The 21,593-nt window shown below is 42.3% G+C and carries 12 protein-coding genes; 6 read left to right on the forward strand and 6 right to left on the reverse strand.

What is annotated here, in order from left to right; genetic code table 11:
• Positions 1-12: 12 nt before the first annotated feature.
• The 3 genes from A3GM_RS0104490 to A3GM_RS0104500 are packed head-to-tail and all read right to left on the reverse strand — an operon-like array spanning position 13 to position 4,714.
• Positions 13-1,521, reverse strand: a complete 1,509-nt coding sequence (locus tag A3GM_RS0104490) for a DUF6850 family outer membrane beta-barrel protein (protein WP_018362197.1) — start codon at positions 1,519-1,521, stop codon at positions 13-15.
• Positions 1,521-1,988 carry a hypothetical protein gene (locus tag A3GM_RS0104495; RefSeq protein WP_018362198.1) on the reverse strand — a complete coding sequence of 156 codons (468 nt, stop codon included), beginning with the start codon at positions 1,986-1,988 and terminating at the stop codon, positions 1,521-1,523. The genes A3GM_RS0104490 and A3GM_RS0104495 overlap by 1 nt, the downstream gene beginning before the upstream one ends.
• Positions 1,985-4,714 (reverse strand): TonB-dependent receptor, encoded by a 2,730-nt coding sequence (locus A3GM_RS0104500; RefSeq protein WP_018362199.1) that lies wholly within the window; start codon positions 4,712-4,714, stop codon positions 1,985-1,987. Before A3GM_RS0104500 ends, A3GM_RS0104495 begins: the two co-directional genes overlap by 4 nt.
• Before the next feature lie 289 nt (positions 4,715-5,003).
• Between A3GM_RS0104500 and A3GM_RS0104505 the strand changes: the two genes are divergently transcribed.
• Entirely contained in the window at positions 5,004-6,386 is a 1,383-nt protein-coding gene (locus tag A3GM_RS0104505; protein WP_018362200.1) for a leucine-rich repeat domain-containing protein, read from the forward strand.
• Between the two features lie 405 nt (positions 6,387-6,791).
• Here A3GM_RS0104505 and A3GM_RS0104515 read toward each other — a convergent pair whose 3' ends face one another.
• Together A3GM_RS0104515 and argS are read right to left on the reverse strand one after the other, a co-directional pair.
• Positions 6,792-7,253, reverse strand: coding sequence for an RNase H family protein (locus A3GM_RS0104515; protein WP_018362202.1), 462 nt, complete (start codon positions 7,251-7,253; stop codon positions 6,792-6,794).
• A 45-nt stretch (positions 7,254-7,298) separates the two neighbouring features.
• Entirely contained in the window at positions 7,299-9,119 is a 1,821-nt protein-coding gene (argS, locus tag A3GM_RS0104520) for an arginine--tRNA ligase (RefSeq protein ID WP_018362203.1), read from the reverse strand.
• A 116-nt stretch (positions 9,120-9,235) separates the two neighbouring features.
• Between argS and A3GM_RS0104525 the strand changes: the two genes are divergently transcribed.
• Positions 9,236-10,189, forward strand: a complete 954-nt coding sequence (locus A3GM_RS0104525; protein ID WP_018362205.1) for an alpha/beta hydrolase — start codon at positions 9,236-9,238, stop codon at positions 10,187-10,189.
• A gap of 519 nt (positions 10,190-10,708) precedes the next feature.
• Here A3GM_RS0104525 and miaB read toward each other — a convergent pair.
• A complete protein-coding gene (gene miaB / locus A3GM_RS0104530) occupies positions 10,709-12,034 on the reverse strand; it encodes a tRNA (N6-isopentenyl adenosine(37)-C2)-methylthiotransferase MiaB (RefSeq protein ID WP_018362206.1) in 1,326 nt (441 codons plus the stop codon).
• A gap of 158 nt (positions 12,035-12,192) precedes the next feature.
• On the opposite strand from miaB, the gene eno reads away from it, so the two are divergent.
• The 4 genes from eno to A3GM_RS0104550 all read left to right on the forward strand — a co-directional run bounded on the left by eno (position 12,193) and on the right by A3GM_RS0104550 (position 21,389).
• Positions 12,193-13,500 (forward strand): phosphopyruvate hydratase, encoded by a 1,308-nt coding sequence (gene eno, locus A3GM_RS0104535; RefSeq protein WP_018362207.1) that lies wholly within the window; start codon positions 12,193-12,195, stop codon positions 13,498-13,500.
• Between the two features lie 172 nt (positions 13,501-13,672).
• A complete protein-coding gene (locus A3GM_RS0104540) occupies positions 13,673-16,060 on the forward strand; it encodes a glycoside hydrolase family 2 TIM barrel-domain containing protein (protein ID WP_018362208.1) in 2,388 nt (795 codons plus the stop codon).
• A 426-nt stretch (positions 16,061-16,486) separates the two neighbouring features.
• Positions 16,487-18,139 (forward strand): beta-N-acetylhexosaminidase, encoded by a 1,653-nt coding sequence (locus tag A3GM_RS0104545; RefSeq protein WP_025829831.1) that lies wholly within the window; start codon positions 16,487-16,489, stop codon positions 18,137-18,139.
• A gap of 433 nt (positions 18,140-18,572) precedes the next feature.
• Positions 18,573-21,389, forward strand: coding sequence for a M16 family metallopeptidase (locus tag A3GM_RS0104550; protein ID WP_018362210.1), 2,817 nt, complete (start codon positions 18,573-18,575; stop codon positions 21,387-21,389).
• Positions 21,390-21,593 lie beyond the last annotated feature (204 nt).

Here is a 21,593-nt window from a genome sequence, read left to right on the forward strand (position 1 = left end):
TTTTTTAATTGACTATAAACGTACACCTGCTTTGAGTGCAATGGCATACTGAGATACCTTTTGTGAGCTGCGAAGGAACGAGCCTTCGAGCTGTAAGAACAAGGCATATCCGCCCTTTTTCAAAGCATAATTGGCCTCAACCGATGCATTAACGCCCATGTAGTTGGCAGCTGCAAAACGATGATTGTGCTGCACATAGCTGGTGAAAGCAGGTGTCATGGTTCCGAAAGGCATGGTTATTTGCTTTTTAAGATTGTGCCAATAGAGGGCAGAAAGCTGTGTGTTGAGCGTTAATTGCTTGGTGGCAGGAATAAAAACCTGTGCTTTTAACACACTATTCCACATGGTATAGGCTGTTTTTCGCTGTGGATAAGCATAGTAAGACCTCACCGAATGAATTCCACTTTCTAACGAAAGATAGTGTGGAAGGCGGTTATTTCGACCTACAATAGCCGTTAGTTGGGCTTTAGAAGCATATTGATGAAAGGTTGAAAAAGTGGCAATAATAGGATAATCGCCCTTCGATCCGTCGCCAGGGACAGCCTCATCGCCTGTTGTTTTGGTAAAGTCGAAGGTGCCAAACACATCGTATTGCCATGCTCCCTCGTGCTTATAGCCGCCCGAAAGCACCGCCTTTTCTTTATAAAGTTGCGTTATAGGCAACGAATTAAACTCGTTGGCAATGCGCTCGTAGTGTCGTTTTGCGAGCAAGATGTCGCCATGCCAGCCCGTTGTTGCAGGTGCATCGAGGGTGAAACTCAAATCAACTCCACCGCCTTGGTAGAACGATCCCGTCTTTTTTCCACTGAAACGAGGTTGATAAGAGCCCAAACCTGTCATGAAATACTCGGGCGATTCGGTCGTTTCTCGATAGAAGTCGATATTCACTGTCTGCTTATATACATTCACTCCAGCGTGCATCGCCACTCGATAACGATTGAAGAAGCGAGCCAATCCTGCGTTGAGTTGAAGGTCAGAAACGATACTTCTCATACGAGGGTCATAGTCTCTGTATTCCTGTTGCGCTCTAAACGCCATCTCTCCACCTGCATTCCACTTGCCAAACTGAGCCGAATAGCCTCCCTTAAACCAATATTTTTCGAGGCGAGTGTTGCCTCCAATGCTATCGGCAATGATGTGCGGAGCCAGTAATTCATAGTCGGAAATAGAGTTCCAACGTATCTCTTTTTGTCGAGAAGTGGTGTAAGAAGCCTCTCCCCACGCACTACTGATGGGCGAAAGGCGCAAGAAGGTAGAGGCAAAAAGGCTGTGACTATTGGCGCCTTTGCCCTTTTCTAACACAAAAGCAGTGTTTTGTTGACTGAAAGAACCTTGATAGTTAAACTGCGTAAGGGCGTGTTGATAAGCCATTCCGTGTATTGATGGATTGGCAAGAGCAACGCTCGAGGCAGGCGTCCACATGCTGTTATGCTCTACAATGGTGCTGTCTGGGGTGGCTGCGGTGATGCTGTTGGCAGACAACAACAAGACTATGATGCTTAAAACGATATGCTTTCTCATTAATCTATATAAAATAATGAAAGACTACTTTTACTTGTTGGCAGACCAGTTATCTGCAAAAAGTCTTTGTAAACCCTAAAACGTCGAATGCGTTGTTGCCCTTGTTGGTCGGTAAGGGTCACCGTTCCTTGGGCAAAAACCTTATAAATACCTTGCAAACATCTAATGTTGAGCTGTGTATTTTGTTGTTCGGTGGCATTCACAACCTCGTTAGTATTGAGGTTAGTGAGCGTTATTGCCACTTCCATTTTATTGACTTGAACCGAGTCGCCCGCATCAATTGTGATCTCTGCAGTGGTAAAAAGCTCGTCTTGATCTTTGTGACACGATGTGAACAAGACGCCCGTTGCCACGCAAGTTGCGACCATCAAGAACAAAAAGGGGCGCAATTGACTTGCAAAAGCAGTGTTTTTGCACTGCAATAGCAATGCTTTTATGCTCGAAAAGATATGCTTTTGTTTCTTCATAATTTTACATTTAACTCTAAACCAAAGTAAGGATTGACGTGACGTCGAATGAGAATGGTTCCACTTTTGTAGTCGGGTGTGTAGTCCCAAAGCTTATTACAGAACATAGCAATATTGAGTCGGTCTCTAAAAAGCTTCTTGGTTACTTTGAAATTGAGGTTTAAGCTGAATGGAACAACATCTCTGTTGTAATACGATTGATTGTAGTCTCGCACCAACCAACGCAAGGTTGCATCGTTTTCGTCGCCTGCTTGCCATTGATGCACATTGCCACTGGCGTCCATATAGCTGTCGGGAATGTTGCTAAGAGGTTTTCGTTGCGATGCAGTGAACCACAAACACTGAGCCGAAATAGAGAAACCAAGTTTTAAACGAGGTATGTCTGTATCGGCAGTAAAGTTGGTATTGGCCATCTCTGTGGTTAATCTATCGTTGTCTTTGTAGATACCTACGTATCCAATTTGGCGATTATTGAGCACTGCAGAGGGGCGAACCATCACCGACTGAGAGTTCTCATAGGTGGTTTTAAACCACGCTCCGTTGATGGTTAAACGTGTATGTATGCTCTCAAAACGCTTTGTTGAGAAGGTGTATTCTATACCTTCTTTCAGCGTTCTACTACCATTTGAGGTGCGTTCTCGTGAGAACAGCTCGCTCACAATGGTGTAAGGCAAGCCTTCGAGCGATGGAGGTGCTGTTAAAGTGTTAGGATTAATGCCCGTAGCATCGTATTCTTTGTAGCTATAAGGAGCGTAAGCGGGTACTGAACGGAAGCCCGATGTCATGTTTTCTCTAAACAATGTGATCGAGAAACGATAGCCATCGTAGTTCACATCACTGCTCACTTCCCACTTAAAGTTACGTGCTGGCTTCAAATCTTTATTCACTCTGTCGATGACATAGGTGCGAACATTGATGCGACGATAATCTTCATTGCTGTGATAATAGTTCAACTGAGTGATATCTAAGTAGCCATTTTCAGGATAAAGCTGATCTATTGTAGGATTTTTGGTGTGCGAGCCGATACCAAAGGCAAGACGCACGGTACCGAACTTATCTGCTATTTTGAAGCGAGGGAAGGTCCAACCAGCATTAAAACGTACGTCGGGATAGAACTGTTTGGCAACAGTATAACTGCCATCGATATTGAACATGCGTGAAAAACGAACGCCACCAACCAGCTCAAGTCGGTTCTTTGCAATAGGAAGTTTGATGTTTTCTTCCATATACATAGCGAAAGTGTGGTTGGCAGGAATATCTTTTAGGGCACGTTTGCGCAATGATGTGAGGGGATAAACAGGCTTAAAGGGGTCGAATATCTGTCCTTCTCCATAGTTTTTATCCATATTCCAGTCGGCACCTAACAACAAACTGTTATACCAACCCTTAACAGGTACGCTGAAAGTGGTATTCACCTTCATGAAAAGGTTAAAGGGTTTGCCGTCTACCTTTTGTGTTGCTGTGTATTTATAAGGCAACAAATAGGCGTCGCTTTCGCCGTCTTCCATTAGATAAACAGCGGGAGTGGTGCGTTGAAGCTGTATAAATCGGGTGCGTTCTGATGTGTTTTGCTCGTAAGACGACGACAAAGTGGCTGTAAAAGCACGCCACCAGCCTTGCTGTTTGGCTTTTATTGAATAAGAAGAGCTAATGGCAAAGCGATTGAAACGAGTGCGGAAGGTTTCTTCATTGCCGTAGTTTAGCTCTGGATCGCTCTTCACTCCGTCGAAAGAACCGCCATAATCGAGGTTTAATTTAAAGTCGGATAGAGTCTTATCGTTACTCCATTTGCGTCCAGAACGAGCCGAAACGCTCAATCGTTTGTATGTTTCGAGCTTATTTCGAGGGTCGGTTTTCGAGTCAAGAAAATCGGTACTTAAATTCAAAGTCCATTTGTTTGCCCACTCAAAGCCCTTTGCAAGGTAGAAAAGTTTACTGCCCATATCGGCTTTAAGACGTGCATTGAGGTCGTTACCACCACGTTTTCGCTCTATTTTTACAAGTCCACTGGTTAAATCTCCATATTCAACAGAGGGTATTCCTCGCACAATTTCCACCTTATCTATATCGTCTGTCGAGATAGTTCGCATGTCAACGCCCTCGTTTACGTTCTCTCTTGCAGTGGCAAGTGTCTCCCATGCGCCCTTTAATCGTTGCATATTGGCATTCGTACTGATAGGTGCTCCATCGATAACAAAGCTTGTTCCCAACGAAGAAGTGGCGTATTGACTGTTGGAAGGGGGCGTTGCTTCACGCAAACGAATTTGATTTGGGGCGTTTAAACGTGGGTCTTTAGAGCGTCCACCGGGCAAAAGTTCGAGCAAATCGCTAAAACTTGAGGGTTGAAGATGCTCCATTGCGTGACGCTGAATGACTGATGCTGCGCCCAAAGAGCGGCTTTCTTGAGCCGTAACAACTACCTCGCCCACTTTTGCTATCGCTGAAACCAAACGATAAGTGGCGTTGTTTTGGGCTTTAGCTGTTAGCTTTTTAAAGCCTAAAAAAGATATGGTGATGTTCTTTCCAGCGGCATCACTGATGGTGAAACGCCCTGTGTTATCGGTAAAAGCGGTCGCTGTTTTATTGCCTTGAACGGTGATACTCGCCCCAATTACGGGCTGATTGGTTTCTTGTTCGACAACAAGTGCGGTGATAGTGTTTTGTGCTTTGACGATAACGGATAATCCACTTAATAATAATATGAGGTATACCTTAATACAATTCATTCTTCATTGTTCTTCTCGAGACTGCAAAGTTCTATATTATACCCATACTATACAATACCTACAAATAGGTATTTTGATTCTAAAAAATGTTATAAATATACTATTATTATGCAAAACGGCACCCTATCATTATGATTTAGAATTATAGAAACAATGCAATTAAACTTTTAATTTCTTTGATATTTGTAAGTTTTTCTTTATATTTGCAAGGTAATAACATTTCTACTCTACTGAAGAATGTTATCATTGAGAGTATCATTTTTATTTGTTCTAATCAAAAGAAAATTAAATGTTAATGAAGAAAGGATTGAATTTTTACCTTATTGGCTTGTTATTATCGGTGCTTTGTTTAAGTTCTTGCTCGGATAATGACACCTTTTCGCCAGAATTTAAGTTAGGTTTATCGACTGATACACTTAGGTTATATGTTGGAGATGTAGCCGAATTGAGCGCAATAGGCGTGCCAAGTGAAGCCACCACTCAATGGAACAACAGCGATAATAGCGTGGCACAGGTGAGCAATGGCTTTGTAACTGCGTTGAAAGCAGGCTCGTCTGTGGTTGAACTAACAGCAAAAATAGGTAACGCAAGCGGTCGTTCTAAATGCTTAATATTGGTTTCTGAGCGTGATGAAAACAGCGCAATTGTGTTTAAAGACGCTAATCTTAAAAGATTAATTTTAGAGAGATATCCTGCAATAGATCTCAATGGTGATGGCAATATATCTGCTCTTGAGGCAGAAAAGGTTACCACTCTCGACCTATCTCTCGAAGATAAGAACACAGCTCCTGCTGCTTCGGTAGTGAGAAGAATTGATGGTTTGCAACATTTTAAGAACCTTGTGACCCTAAACCTACGTCGTCAAAGTGTTACTAATGTTGCTCTTGTGAGCCAACTCACCAAGTTAGAGACTCTCAACCTTGGCGAAAACGACTTTGAAACCATCGACTTAAAACCTCTAACTCAGCTAAAAGACTTGCGTTTGTATAAGAACGAACGTCTTAAAACAATCGATTTGAGTGCTAACACTGCGCTCGAACAGCTCTATTTGCAAAATACTGGCTTAGAAAAGCTCGACCTAACTGGCTTAAACAGCCTCATCAACATCACTGCCAACAACTGTAATATCACCAAGTTGGTGTGCTCTAACCTTCCTAACTTAGAGCGTTTAGAAGTGGTGAAGAACAAGTTAACCGAGCTAAATCTTAGCAACTTGCCTTCGTTGCGTGAGCTTCATGCCAACAGCAACGCTATCACTGAATTGAATTTAACACAACTTCCTGCTCTACAAAGATTGAACTTGTATGGCAACCTCATCTCTTCTTTCTCTGCCGAGCTACCAACTTTGATGTTCTTGTTTATCTACGAGAACGTATTAACAAAGGCAGACTTCTCTAAAACACCTCTTCTTTTAGAATGTATGATTGGTGGAAACAACTTGAAAGAGTTAGACTTCAGTGCAAACAGTCATCTTAGAACGCTCGAAGCAACCAACAACCCATTGTTGGAAACCATCAACTTAAAGAACGATTATTTTGATGAAGAAGCTGAATACGACATCATTTCGGGTAACAAAGCGTTGAAGACCATTAAGGTTGACGCTGGAGCTGAAGAAGCATTGGTGAAGAAATTATATGGAATTAGTGCCAGTGTGAATGTCACAACTGAATAAATTGGAACTGAAAGTCGTTAGTCAAAGGTGCTAACGGCACAGCCAAAAGAAAAGAGATGAAGTGCCTAAAACGCCTCATCTCTTTTTTATTGTATCTCAACTTGCTCTCCCTTTGTTCAACAACCTGTTCTCCTTTCAACAGAACAAGGCGTTGACACATTTTGAAAAGCAGTGTTATTGCTATTGAAAAGCATTGCTTTTGCACCTTAAAAACATTGACATTAGCACCTAAAAAGATTGCTTTTGTTCAAGGCTTCTTTCGACTTTCGACAATACTTATTTTCTCTTTCCCTCGTACCTCTTTTAACCTTCTCCCCCACTTATTTCGCCTTTGCCCTACACCTCTTTTAACTTAGAGTCATGTTCGGCGTGCCATTGGTTGGAAAGAGAGGCGAATACTGCCCCTTATTTCTTTCTTCCAAAGTCGGCAGGAACCTCTCCCCACTGGGCAGTTTCCCACTTTCTCACCTCGGCATGTTGTGGATGTGCTCTCAACCAGCTCTCTGCTCGTGCAATAATGTCAAACAAAGGAGCTGTTTTTTCGTTGCGTTCGAGCTTCGTTTTGCATTGCATCTTCTTCACCCAAAGAATGGCATTGTAGCTATCAGAATAGACAATTTTGCCCTGTTCTTTGTTTTTTTCGATGAGAGCCAACGCATGAACGATGGCCAAGAACTCGCCTATATTGTTGGTTCCGTGCATGGGTCCGAACTTAAAAGCAACGGCTCCTGTGGCAAGGTCAATGCCTTGATATTCCATTGGACCTGGATTTCCACTGCAAGCAGCATCAACAGCCACTGCATTGGCACTTACTTCGAGTGGAAGAGGCAACACAGTGTCGTGGCGATAGTCGGGCGGATTGTGCATAAGTAAGGTGATTTGGGGTTGGAAAAGAGGGTGAATAAAGGGTTATTACATACGCTCTGGAACCTCGATTCCAAGTAGACGCATACCGTTTTTAATAACTTTTGCCACACTCTTAGCAAGTACTAAGCGCACCATTTTCTTGTTATTGTCGGCCTCACCCAAGATAGTGTAATCGTGATAGAATTGATTAAACTCTTTAGTTAGCTCGTAACAATAGTTCGCAATGCCACTTGGTGAATAGTCTTTACCAGCTTGTTGCACTGCCATTTCATATTCGCTTAGCTTTTGAATCAACGCTGTTTCCTTCTCATTCAATGGTGCATCTTCTGCAAGTGTTGCAGGAATGTCGATGTTTTCGGCCTTCGCTTTGCGCAAAATACTGCAAATACGAGCGTGAGTGTATTGAATAAATGGACCAGTGTTGCCGTTAAAGTCGATACTTTCTTCTGGATTAAAGAGCATGTTTTTGCGTGCATCGACCTTTAAAATGAAGTATTTCAACGCTCCTAAGCCCACAATACGAGCAATTTCAGCACGTTCTTCTTCGCTCATATCTTTTAGTTTGTCGGCCTTGTCGCTTGCTTCTTTAGCGTTGTTAATCATCTCTTCCATCAATTCATCAGCGTCAACGACAGTTCCTTCACGGCTTTTCATCTTGCCATTAGGCAACTCTACCATTCCATAAGAGAAGTGAACGAGGTCTTTTCCCCAGCTAAATCCGAGGCGATCGAGCAATATTGAAAGCACTTGGAAGTGATAATTCTGTTCATTTCCAACGACATAGATCATCTTATCGATTGGATATTCTTTGAAACGCAAGTCTGCTGTACCGATATCTTGGGTCATATATACGCTGGTTCCATCAGAACGGAGGAGCAATTTTTGGTCAAGTCCTTCGTTAGAGAGGTCTGCCCACACGCTATTATCATCTTTTCTGAAGAACAAACCCTTAGCAAGTCCTTCTTCAACTTTGCCCTTTCCTTCTAGATAAGTGTCTGATTCGTAGTAGATTTTATCGAAACTTACGCCCATTTTCTTGTATGTTTCGTCGAAACCAGCATACACCCAGTTGTTCATCTTGCTCCAAAGCTCACGCACTTCGGGGTCGTTTTGTTCCCATTTAACAAGCATTTGGCGAGCTTCTTTAATCAAAGGAGCTTCTTCTTTAGCCTTTTCTGCTGCCTGTTCTTCGGTTAATCCCTCAGCAATATATTGTTTTTGAAGTTCTTTGCACTCTTCTTTATAGTGTTTATCGAATGCCACATAGCAGTCGCCCACTAAGTGATCGCCCTTCTTTCCGCTTGTTTCTGGAGTTTCTCCGTTGCCCCATTTTTGCCAAGCAAGCATCGATTTGCAGATGTGAATACCTCTATCATTCACGATATTGGTCTTTACTACCTTGTTACCATTTGCCTGCATGATTTGCGAAAGCGACCAACCTAAGAGGTTATTTCGCACATGTCCTAAGTGAAGAGGTTTGTTGGTGTTAGGCGAAGAGTATTCGATCATCACAAGAGGAGAGTCGTTTTGAACGGCTTTTTCGCCGAAATGCTCTTCTGTTGCAATGGTGTTGAGTTGGCTAACCCATGTTTGTGGGGCAACAACAAAGTTTAAAAAGCCCTTCACCACATTGAAACCACTAACCAAATTGCTACAATGTTGTGCCACAAAGTCACCAATTTCTTGTGCAGTGTCCTCAGGTTTCTTCTTCGAAAGCTTTACAAAGGGAAACACCACAAGGGTTAAATGGCCTTCAAAAGTACTTTTAGTCTTTTGCAACTGCACTTGTTCTACAGGCACTTCTTGCCCGTATAACTCTTTCACTGCACGTAGAATGCTACTGCATATTTGCTCTTCAAATTTCATTGTTATGTGCTTTTTTATTATTCTTTTTAGGCAACAAAGTTACTAAAAAAAAGTAAATGAGCGCCTTTTCATATACTATAATGTGTAACTTTGCCCACAATCAATTGTTTTTAAGAATGAAAAAACCACTTAAAAGGATAACCATTGCAGGCGTTTCGGTGCTTTTATTGCTGTTAGTGGCAGGCTCTTTTTTTATGACTACCTATGCTTTGAAAGCCAATTCGAACCGAGTTGAACAGCAAGAAGACACTTGGAGGATAATGAGTGACCGCTATCCCGACCTAAAATGGTGGTTCGACAGCGTTCGACAACATCGTGTTTTGAACGACACCACCATCGAAATGCCCTCTAAATATCGTGCTCACGCCTACTATATGCGTGCCCCAAAGCCCACAACCAACACCGCTATTGTGGTGCATGGCTATAAAGAAAATGCCCTTAAAATGCTTCATTTGGCAAAGATGTATAGCGATTGGGGCTACAATGTGTTGTTGCCCGACTTGTATGCGCACGGCTTGAGCGAGGGAGAATATATACAAATGGGGTGGAAAGACCGCTTAGATGTGATGCGTTGGAGCGAGGTGGCCAATGATTTGTTCCGCTCGTCGACCGCAGAAACACGACAAGTGTTGCACGGGGTGTCGATGGGTGCTGCCACGGTGATGTGTGTTTCGGGTGAAACAACGCCCTCTTACGTTCGCTGTTTCGTGGAAGATTGCGGCTATACCGATGTTTGGAGCGAGTTTAAAAGCGAGCTAAAAAATCAATTTTCGTTGCCTGCCTTCCCTCTACTCTACACTTCGAGCTGGCTAACCAACCTGCGTTGGGGTTGGAACTTTAAAGAGGCTTCGCCTCTCGAGGCGGTGAAAAAGAGCACAAAGCCCATGCTGTTTATTCATGGTGGCAACGATAGTTTTGTGCCAACCCCTATGGTTTACGAGCTATACAAGGCGAAAAAGGGCGTTAAAAAGCTGTTGGTGGTGCCCAATGCCACGCACGCCCGCAGCTTTGCTGTGGCCAATAACGACTATAAAAACACGGTAAAGCAGTTTATTGAGGAGCAGAATTGATTTGGAAAAAATCCTGTTTTCGATTTATGAAGAGCCAATTCCGACTTACGAAGAATCTGTTTTCGATTTGAAGAGAGCCGTTTTTTGATTAAAAAAAATCGATTTTCGACCTGCAAACAAGCTCAAAAAGGCACTCGGGTCGTTCTCTTTTCATCTCGCACATCGCCCTCTCGTTGCACCAACTCACTCACCTCCATTATCACCCTCATAACGCTTTGAACAACAGCTCTTTGCAATCGTTCTAAAATCTCAATGTTTTTGGTATGCAATAAGCCTCATTTTGCACCTCAATAGCAACGCTTTTGCGCCCCATTAGCGATGCTTTTGGCGAGCGAAAGAAAAGAGACGAAGGAACGAGAAGAAAGAAAAAGGAAATAAAAAAGAAGTCGCCCTCTACAAAATAGAGGACGACTTTATTTATTAGAGTTCGATAATAATAGCTCAAGACAATGCTGTGATTGTCTTTTATCGCTGATTTTCACTTCGAAAAAGCCAACATTTATGTCTCAAAACAGCGATTTAATCTACTGCTTCGCCTAACAATGTGGCACTGGTAGAGCTGGTTATCTTCACCATTACACGCTCTCCAATGTGGTGATTACCCTTGTCGAACACCACCATCTTATTCTGTTCGGTACGTCCGCACAATTGTTCTCGACTACGTTTACTTGGTCCTTCAACCAAAACTTCAAACACCTTGCCTTCGTCTTTCTTGTTCGAAATAGCCGAAAGTTGGGTTTGTAGCTGAATCATCTCGTTCAAACGACGTAGCTTCACCTCTTCTGGTATGTCGTCGGGAAGGTGCTTTGATGCGTAAGTTCCTGGTCGTTCGCTGTATTTAAACATGAAAGACGAGTCGTAACCCACTGTTTTCATCAACTCAAGCGATTGCTGATGGTCTTCTTCTTCTTCACCATGATAACCCACAAAGATGTCGGTTGAAATGCCACAATCGGGAATTATTTCCTTAATAGCCTTCACTCTGTCGAGATACCACGCAACGGTGTATTTGCGGTTCATCAACTTTAATACCTTATCGCTACCACTTTGCACTGGAAGGTGAATGTGTTTGCACACGTTTGGCTCTTCTGCAATGACACGAAGGGTGTCGTCGCTCATGTCTTTTGGGTGCGAAGTGCTGAAACGAATGCGCATGATTGGCACCTCACGAGCCACTAATCGCAACAAATCGGGGAAGTTAGTTACTTCGCCTGTCGCCTCGTTTTTAAACGAATAGCTGTTGACGTTTTGGCCGAGTAGAGTCACTTCACGGTAGCCTTGCTTGCAAAGATCACGCACTTCTGCCAACACACTCTCTACATCTCTCGATCTTTCACGACCTCTTGTGTAAGGAACAATGCAATAATGACAAAAGTTATCGCAACCACGCATAATGCTAACGAATCCGCCTATCTTGCTCAATGCAATACGTTGGGGCACAATGTCTTTGTAAGTTTCTGTCTTCGAAAGCTCGATATCAATAGCTTTACTGCCTGTTTCGGCCTGCGCAATCATATCGGGAAGGTTGAGATACGAGTCGGGTCCCGCCACAAGATCAGCGTGATGGTTATTGATTAAATCGTCTTTCACACGTTCTGCCATACAGCCAAGCACACCAAGAATGAGCTTTCGGCCCTTCTTTTGCTCTGCATGTAGGGTATCTAAGCGGTTGTAAATCTTGTTTTCTGCATTCTCACGAACACTACATGTGTTCATAAAAATAGCGTCTGCTTCGGCTTCATTGTCACACATTTCGTATCCAGCCATCTGCATTACAGACGCAACCACTTCACTATCTGCCACGTTCATTTGGCATCCATAAGTCTCTATAAAGAGTTTTTTCATTTCTTTTTACCTAATATTACAGCGTACAAAGTTAATAATTTATTTTTAAAGATATATTTTTATGGATAAATGTTGAATGTTCTTCGATAAATAATTGTATCTTTGCACACATATAAATAATAGATTTTTTAATTCAATCATTAATAAAATAATTAGCTATGTTAATTGAAAAAGTTCACGCAAGAGAAATTCTTGACTCAAGAGGTAACCCTACTGTAGAGGTTGAAGTTACATTGGAATGTGGTATTAAAGGACGTGCTAGCGTTCCATCTGGTGCATCTACAGGTGAAAATGAAGCACTAGAACTACGTGATGGTGATAAAGCTCGCTACGGAGGTAAGGGTGTTTTAAAGGCAGTTGAGAACGTTAACACAATTATAGCTCCTGCTTTGGAAGGTCTAGATGTTCGTGATCAACGTGGTATCGACCATTTAATGCTAGAGTTAGACGGTACTCCTACAAAGAGTAAGCTAGGTGCTAACGCTATTCTTGGTGTTTCTTTGGCAGTGGCTCAAACTGCAGCTGCAGCATTAGATATGCCTCTTTATCGTTATATTGGTGGTACAAACACTTACGTTTTACCAGTTCCTATGATGAACATCATCAACGGTGGTGCTCACTCTGACGCTCCTATTGCATTCCAAGAGTTCATGATTCGCCCTGTAGGTGCAAGCAATGAGAGAGAAGCTATCCGTATGGGTGCAGAGGTATTCCACGCTTTAGCAAAGAATCTTAAGGCTCGTGGCTTGTCTACTGCTGTAGGAGATGAAGGTGGATTTGCTCCTAACTTCGACGGAATTAAAGACGCTCTTGACACAATTATGAAGTCTATTAAGGACGCAGGTTATGAACCTGGCAAGGATGTTAAGATCGCAATGGACTGCGCAGCATCTGAGTTTGCTGTTGTAGAAAACGGTCAATACTTCTATGATTACAGTCAATTGAAGAACGGTGTTAAGAAAGATCCAGAAGGAAAGAAGCTTACTGCAGAAGAACAAATCAACTACTTAGAGCAACTTATCACAGAATATCCAATCGATTCAATCGAAGATGGTCTTGATGAAAACGACTGGGAAAACTGGGTTAAGCTTACAAATAGAATCGGAGATCGTTGCCAATTAGTTGGTGATGACTTGTTCGTAACTAACGTTAAGTTCTTAGAAAAGGGTATTAAGCTTGGTGCTGGTAACTCAATTCTTATCAAGGTTAACCAAATTGGTTCATTAACTGAAACACTTGACGCTATCGAAATGGCTCATCGTCATGGTTATACAACTGTAACTTCACACCGTTCTGGTGAAACAGAAGATACAACTATCGCTGACATCGCTGTGGCTACAAACTCTGGACAAATCAAGACTGGTTCACTAAGTCGTACAGACCGTATGGCTAAGTACAACCAATTGATCCGCATCGAGGAAGAACTTGGCGCATCAGCTCGCTATGGTTACAAGAAATTGAGATAATCATTATTACGCAAGTAATAAACAATTATATTCAAAAAACAAAGAGACATCTTGCAAAAGGTGTCTCTTTTTTATTTGCTTATAATGCTATAAATTAGTGAGATATAAGAAAAAAGCATTATCTTTGTATGTATTAGTCAGAATAACAATAAACAATCAGCAACAAATAAACATGAAAGTAGCATTACTAGCAGCATCTCTTGCAGCTTCGTTGTCATGCCACGGGCAAACAAGAAATGAGATTTTACTCAAGAAATGGGATTTTTCTCGTGACAAAGTAAATTGGAAACAAGTTACTGTACCACACGACTGGGCTATTGATGGACCCTTTGATAAGAAGTGGGACATACAATATTTGGCAATTGTTCAAGACGGACAAGAGCGTCCTATCGAGCATACAGCTCGTTCAGGCGGTCTTCCTTGGATTGGAGAAGGCAACTATAAAACCACATTTAATATAAAGAAAGGTACCAAACACGCCCAACTATACTTCGATGGCGCAATGAGTGAGCCAATAGTGAAGGTCAATGGCAAAGAAGTGGGACGTTGGATGTATGGCTATAACGCCTTCCGACTCAACATTACACCTTATATTAAAGACGGAGAAAACAGCGTTGAGGTACATCTTAACAACCTTGAAGAGAGCAGTAGATGGTATCCCGGAGCAGGATTGTATCGTCCTGTGAAGCTTATCACCACCAATGAGAGCCGAATAGACGAATGGGAGACCTACTTTAAAACTGTTTCTGCCAACCACCAAAAGGCACTCTTAAAGGTAGACACACGCATAGAAGACGGCAATGCACTTAAGAATTTAACCACAAAGGTTGAATTGTTAGATGCACAAGGCAAACAAGTGGCAACAGGTCAACAAAAGATCAACCAACAAGGAGCCGCAAGTTTCAACCTCGAAGTAACCAATCCACATCTTTGGGACATCGACACTCCTTATTTATATACCCTTAAAACAACTCTTTTAAAAGGCAAAAAAGCCATCGACCAAACCACAACTAAGGTCGGAATACGCACCATCGACGTGAGCAAAGAATATGGTTTCCGCCTCAACGGCAAGAGTTTGAAATTCAAAGGCGTTTGTCTTCACCACGACTTAGGCGCATTAGGTGCAGCATTGAATAAGACTGCGGTGATACGTCAAATCGAAATGATGAAGAAGATGGGTGTTAATGCCATTCGAACATCGCACAACATGCCTTCACAAATGCAGATGGACGTGTGCGACTCGTTAGGTATGATGGTGATGGCAGAGAGCTTCGACGCTTGGAAAGACCTTAAAGTGAAAAACGGCTATGGCCGTATCTACGACGAATGGTGGCGCAAAGACCTCGAAAACCTCATCAAAGGACACCGCAATCACCCATCTATCGTGATGTGGAGTATCGGTAATGAGATTCCAGAACAAAGCAACAAAGCAGGTGCTGCACGTGCTAAAGCCATGACAGAATATTGTCATTCGCTCGATTCAACACGCACTGTAACTTGCGGAGTCGATGCTCCTCAACAAGCAGTAGACTGCGGTTTCTACGATGCAATAGACGTTCCAGGTTTCAACTACCGCATACAACTCTACGAAAAGCTCATTGGCAAGCTTCGTCAAGGATTCTTATTGGGATCTGAAACCACATCAGCAGTAAGTAGCCGTGGCGTTTATAAGTTCCCAGTGACCGTCGAAAAGATGAAAACTTACGACGATGGACAATGCAGTAGCTACGACACTGAATTCTGTGGATGGAGCAACTTGCCCGATGATGACTTCGCAAAGATGGACGATTTACCTTATGATATAGGTATGTTTATATGGACTGGGCAGGATTATCTTGGCGAACCCACTCCTTATTACTCATATTGGCCATCAAGAAGTAGCTACTTTGGAGCCGTAGACCTTGCAGGATTGCCCAAAGACCGCTTCTATCTTTACAAGAGTGTGTGGAACAAAAAAGAGCCAACCCTTCACCTATTGCCTCACTGGAACTGGGAAGGTAGAGAAGGACAAACCACTCCTGTGTATTGTTATACAAGCTATCCATCTGCCGAGCTCTTTGTAAACGGCAAGAGCATGGGACGCATTCACAAGCAACCTAACACTCAATTAGATCGTTATCGTTTGCGTTGGAACGACGTGAAGTATGCTCCAGGCGAAATTAAGGTAGTGGCTTACGACGAAAACGGAAAGCAAGTGGCTGAAAAGACCATTAGAACCGCAGGTCAACCAGCCGTTCTCGATATGAAAGAAGAACGTTCGGTTATTGCAAGCGATGGCGAAGACTTGGCATACATCACCCTTTCTATGCTCGACAAAGACGGCAACGAATGTCCAACAGCCAACCAATCTATCAGCTTCACCGTTGAAGGAGCAGGACAGTTTAAGGCTGCTTGCAATGGCGATGCTACTTCGTTAGAACCTTTCACACAACCAAGAATGAAGTTGTTTAGCGGTAAGTTGGTGCTCATCGTACAAAGCAATGGCAAGAAAGGCGACATCATTGTGAAGGCGAAGGCCGACAACGGAATCGAAAACAAATTGGTGCTTAAAGCTCAATAAAAAACGCTTATAAAACAATAGGGGTGCTTTTGCATGGTAAAAGCAACGACATTGCCCCTTAATAACACAGCTTTTAAACCCTAAAAGCAATCCTTTTAAAGTATCACTCGTGCGCAAAGGCTCGGGTGATACTTTCTTTTTCTACCCCACCCACTTCCTTTTCCCATCTTAGTTGCTCTCCTTTTCCGCCTCACTCACTCTTTTTTCTCACCCCACTCACGTTCTTCTCTCATCTTGCCCACTCTCCTTTCCCACATCAAGAACCCCCATTTTGCATTTCTTTGCACCTCTTTCGCCACTCAACGGCTGACCATTGTCAACCTATAATACTTAATATACATTAATAAAATAGAGGCGTTTCGGCAAAAATAAACTTTATTTCCTATCTTTGTAGAGAACAAGTTTAATCGTAATAACTAAAAAATAATGTTTAAAAAAACACTTTCTACTTTAGCACTATGCATGTGCTTGCTCGGTGCTAACGCACAAGTGGCAGATTATAACGTAGTGCCACTACCTCAAAATGTAACCGCACAAAAAGGCAAAGCATTTGCCCTTACCCCACAAACCACTATCGTTTATAGTGGCAACGACCAAGCAATGAAAGACAATGCCAATTTCCTTGCTGAATATATCCAAGTGATAACAGGTTTCAAACCCAATGTTTCTACACAAAAGGTAAAGGGAACCAACACCATTTTGTTGACTCTTAACCCCAAAGTTGCAGGCAACGAAGCTTACACTCTTACTGTAAACGACAAGCAAGTGACCATCGCTGGCTCAACAGCAGCAGGTGTGTTCTATGGCGTTCAAACCCTTCGCAAGTCGCTTCCAATAAGCGAAACCAACCCTAAAACTCCACAAAATCTACAAGAAGTGAGCCTTCCTGCAGTTCAAATCAGCGATAGCCCATTGTTCGGATATCGTGGTGTGATGCTCGATTGCAGTCGTCATTTCTTCTCAGTAGACTTTATCAAGCGTTATATCGATATCCTTGCGCTTCACAACGTCAACACCTTCCACTGGCACTTGAGCGACGACCAAGGTTGGAGAATTGAGATAAAGAAATATCCTAAGCTAACAGAAATAGGCTCAAAGCGTAGCGGAACTGTTGTAGGTCACAACTCCGACGTAGACGATAACATTCCTTATGGCGGCTACTACACACAAGAAGACGCTAAAGAAATTGTGAGATACGCTCAACAACGCCACATCACTGTAATTCCAGAGATCGACCTTCCAGGTCACACTCGTGCACTTTTAGCTGCTTATCCTGAAATGGGTTGTACCCAAGGTCCATACGAAGTGGGTCACAACTGGGGTATTTACGAAGACGTTTTGTGTTTAGGTAACGAAAAGATCTATCCTTTCTTACAAGACATCATCGACGAACTTATTCCTATCTTCCCTGCTCCTTACTTCCACATTGGTGGCGACGAGGCTCCAACAACACGTTGGCAAAACTGCGATCGTTGTAAAGCTTTAGCGCAAAAGCAAGGCGTTAGCCCTAAACATCTACAAGGTGGCTTTACTAACAGATTGGAAAAATACATCAATAGCAAAGGAAAGAAGATCATTGGTTGGGACGAAATCCTCGAAGGCGACATCAATCCAAGTGCAACTATCATGAGTTGGACTGGCGTTACACCTGGTGTTAAAGCAGCAAAGGCTGGTCATGACGTTATTTTCTCACCAGGTGAGTATGCTTATATCGACCATTATCAAACCAAAGAAATTCATAAAGAGCCTAAAGCAATTGGCGGTTACTTGCCAGTTGAAAAGGTTTACAGCTTCAACCCACTACCTGATACATTGTCGGTAGAGGCTCGTAAGCACATCATTGGCGTGCAAGCAAACCTTTGGACCGAGTATGTTCCCTACGAAACTCAAGCAGAATACATGCTTCTTCCACGTGTTGCAGCACTTGCAGAGGTGCAATGGTTGCCTGTAAACAAAAAAGATTACGACGCATTCCACAAGCGTTTAACTCGCTTAGCACGTCTATACGATCGCTACGGCTACACTTATGCACTTCATGCATGGCCCGAAAGATACAATCACCAACGCTCTGTTTGGTAATTTCGACGCATCAATATTAGCGTAAAAATAAATCGCATCTGCTGCTCTCTGCGTGCTATTCAGCCGCAAAGACGGCAGATGTTTTTTTATTCCCCTTTCGTTTCCCTTTCAAAAGCAGTGCTTTTAGTTCTCAAAAGCAACGACATTAGCTCGCAATTACAGCTCTTTTTCACTCTCAAAGCATTGCTTTTGCAAGCACCCCAAATGCCCTCTATATCACCTCGATGCTCGTTTGGGGGGTAATTTACTCATTGTCAAGGTATAAAAAAGATAAAAAAACTTCTTTTTAGCGAAGAAAATCGATTTATTCTCGGCAAAAAATCGAAATAACTCAAAATCTTTTATGTAACTTTGTAACCAACAAAAAACCTACATTTTTATATCGAAAAAATTGAATATAAAACCATAAATTTAATAGTAAGTATAGTATATCATGATGCTTAAGAAACTCTTTGTGGCAGTATTGTTGTTAATTTCAGCAGTCGCACAAGCACAACAACTTCCTGACATGCCTGTAGATCCTAAGGTAAGGATAGGAAAATTGAGTAACGGATTAACCTATTACATCCGTCACAACAACTGGCCTGAGAAGCGAGCAAGCTTCTATATCGCTCAAAAAGTGGGTTCGTTGCAAGAAGAAGAAAGTCAAAGAGGACTTGCACACTTCCTCGAACACATGTGTTTTAACGGTACCGACAACTTTAAAGGCAACGACCTTATTCGCTATTGCGAAAGCCTTGGAGTTCAATTTGGTGCCGACCTTAATGCTTATACCTCAATCGACGAAACAGTTTACAACATTTCTAATGTTCCAACTACACGTCAAACAGCCCTCGACTCTTGTCTACTTATCTTGCGTGACTGGGCTACTGGACTTACATTAGACCCTAAAGAAATCGACCAAGAACGTGGCGTTATCCACGAAGAATGGCGTTTGCGCACCAGTCCTGAAAGCAGAATGTTCGAAAGAAACTTACCTGCTTTATACCCAGGAAGCAAATATGGCCTTCGTTATCCTATCGGTTTGATGAGCGTTGTAGACAACTTCAAGTACAAAGAGTTGCGTGATTACTACGAAAAATGGTACCACCCAGATAATCAAGGCATTATCGTTGTTGGAGACATTGATGTAGACCACACCGAAGCTATGATTAAAAAGCTTTTCGGAGGCATCAAAAATCCAGCCAACTTATCTCCTATCGTAAAAGAAAATGTGCCCGACAATAAAGAACCTATCGTTATTGTCGACAAGGATAAAGAGTGCCAAAGCAACTCTGTTATGATTTTCTTTAAGCACGATCCCTATCCAGAAGCAGAGAAAAACAACTTGGTGTACGTCATGACAGAAACCGTTAAATCGGCTGCAATGAGCATGTTGAACAGTCGTTTAAGCGAAGCTACACTTAAACCAGAATGTCCTTACATTCAAGCAAGCGTAGAAGATGGAATGTATATCTTCTCTAAAACAAAAGATGCGCTATCTATCAACATCGTTCCTAAAGACCCTTCACGCACCAACGAGGCTATTACCACTGTTCTAAAAGAGGTGAGAAAGGCTGCAGAATTTGGTTTCACAGAGTCTGAATTTGCTCGTTATATGGCAAAGATGCAAAGTGTTCTCGACAATATGTATAGCGAAAGAGACAAACGTTCGAATGATGCTTTCTGCAAAGAATATTACAAAAACTTCCTTGAAAATGAGCCAATCCCTTCAATGGAAGACTATTATGGCATCATGAAACAAGTTCTTCCAGGCCTATCTGTTGCTCCAGTGAACGAATTGATGGGTCAATTGCTTCCAAAAGACAACGAGAATTTGGTGGCAGTGAGCTTCAACAACGAAAAAGAAGGTGCAGTTTATCCAACAAAAGAGGGTATTCTTGGTGCTATCAACGCTGCTCGTGAGGCAAAAATCGAAGCTTATGTAGACAATACAAAGAACGAACCACTTATTGCTAAATTGCCAAAAGCTGGTAAGATCGTTAAAGAACAAAAGAGCAAGCAATTCGATTACACTGTTCTTACATTGTCTAACGGTGCGAAAGTGATTTTGAAGAAGACCGATTACAAGAAAGATAAGGTGTCTATGACAGCTGAAGGCCTTGGAGGTTCTTCGCTTTACGGTCCACAAGACTACATCAATTTGAACAATTTCGATGGCGTTATCGGTATCAGTGGATTGGGTAAATTCACCAGTCTCGACCTAACTAAGGCACTTGCAGGTAAGATTGCGAACGCAGACTTAGGTATTTCAGGTAAATATACCAACATGTCTGGATCTGCAACTCCTAAAGATCTTGAGACAATGTTCCAACTTGCATACCTCTATTTCACTGATATCACAAAAGACCAAAAGGCTTTCGACAGCATGATTAAGGGTCTTGAGGTGAACTTAAAGAACAGAGAATTGTCTGCAGACGTTGCCTTTGGCGACTCAATCTCAGCAACAGTATATGGTCATAACCCACGACTCAAACCACTATTGCTATCAGATTTGAACAAGATCAACTACGATCGCATCCTACAAATCGCTAAAGAACGCACTGCAAACGCTGCTGGTTGGACCTTTACATTCATTGGTAACTTCGACGAAACAGCTATTCGTCAATACATCTGCCAATACATTGCATCGCTACCTGCTAAGGGTAAGATCCAAAAGGGACACAAAACAACCTTTATGGTGAAGGGCGAAGTAACCAATAAGTTCACTCGTAAGATGGAAACTCCTAAGGCAACAGCCTACATGGTATGGCACAACGAGGCGCTTCCATACACTAACGAGAACGCAATTAAGGCCGATATCGCTGGTCAAATCCTCGAAATGGTTTACTTAAACAAGATTCGTGAAGAGGCTTCTGCAGCTTATTCGGTTCAAGCAGCAGGTCGTTCAGAATACTCTGAAGACTATCATAACTTCTCATTCGTGGCTTATTGCCCAATGAAACCAGAGAAACAACAAGAAGCAATCGACATTATGACAAAAGAACTTCCAGCTCTTGCAACTACTGTTGACGCTTCTATGCTCGACAAAGTGAAGAAGACTATGTTGAAGAACTACGACAATGCATTGAAGACTAACGGCTATTGGAGCAAGGTTATCTATATGAACCAACGCTATGGATTCGACGTTGACAGCGATTATAGAAAACTTGTTGAAGCTCAAACACCTGAAACTATCAAGGCATTCGTTAAAGAATTCTTGAAGAGCAAGAACAGAATCTCTGTTATTATGCTTCCACAAGCACAATAAGCAGTAGTTCATTCAACTCTCAAACATAATTTGTGGCAACTTAACCTCATTGCAAAGGTTGGGTTGCCACTTTTCTTTTGTCTGCGAACTATCTTGTTAGGAAGTTGATTGTTACCATTTAATAGATAGTGTATAGGTAACAATTTAGAAATGAGCGAAGCTCTCTTCAATTCATTTCTACATCATTTTTTGGAGCGACACCAA

The organism is Hoylesella nanceiensis DSM 19126 = JCM 15639 (assembly GCF_000379965.1).
Lineage (GTDB): Bacteria > Bacteroidota > Bacteroidia > Bacteroidales > Bacteroidaceae > Prevotella > Prevotella nanceiensis.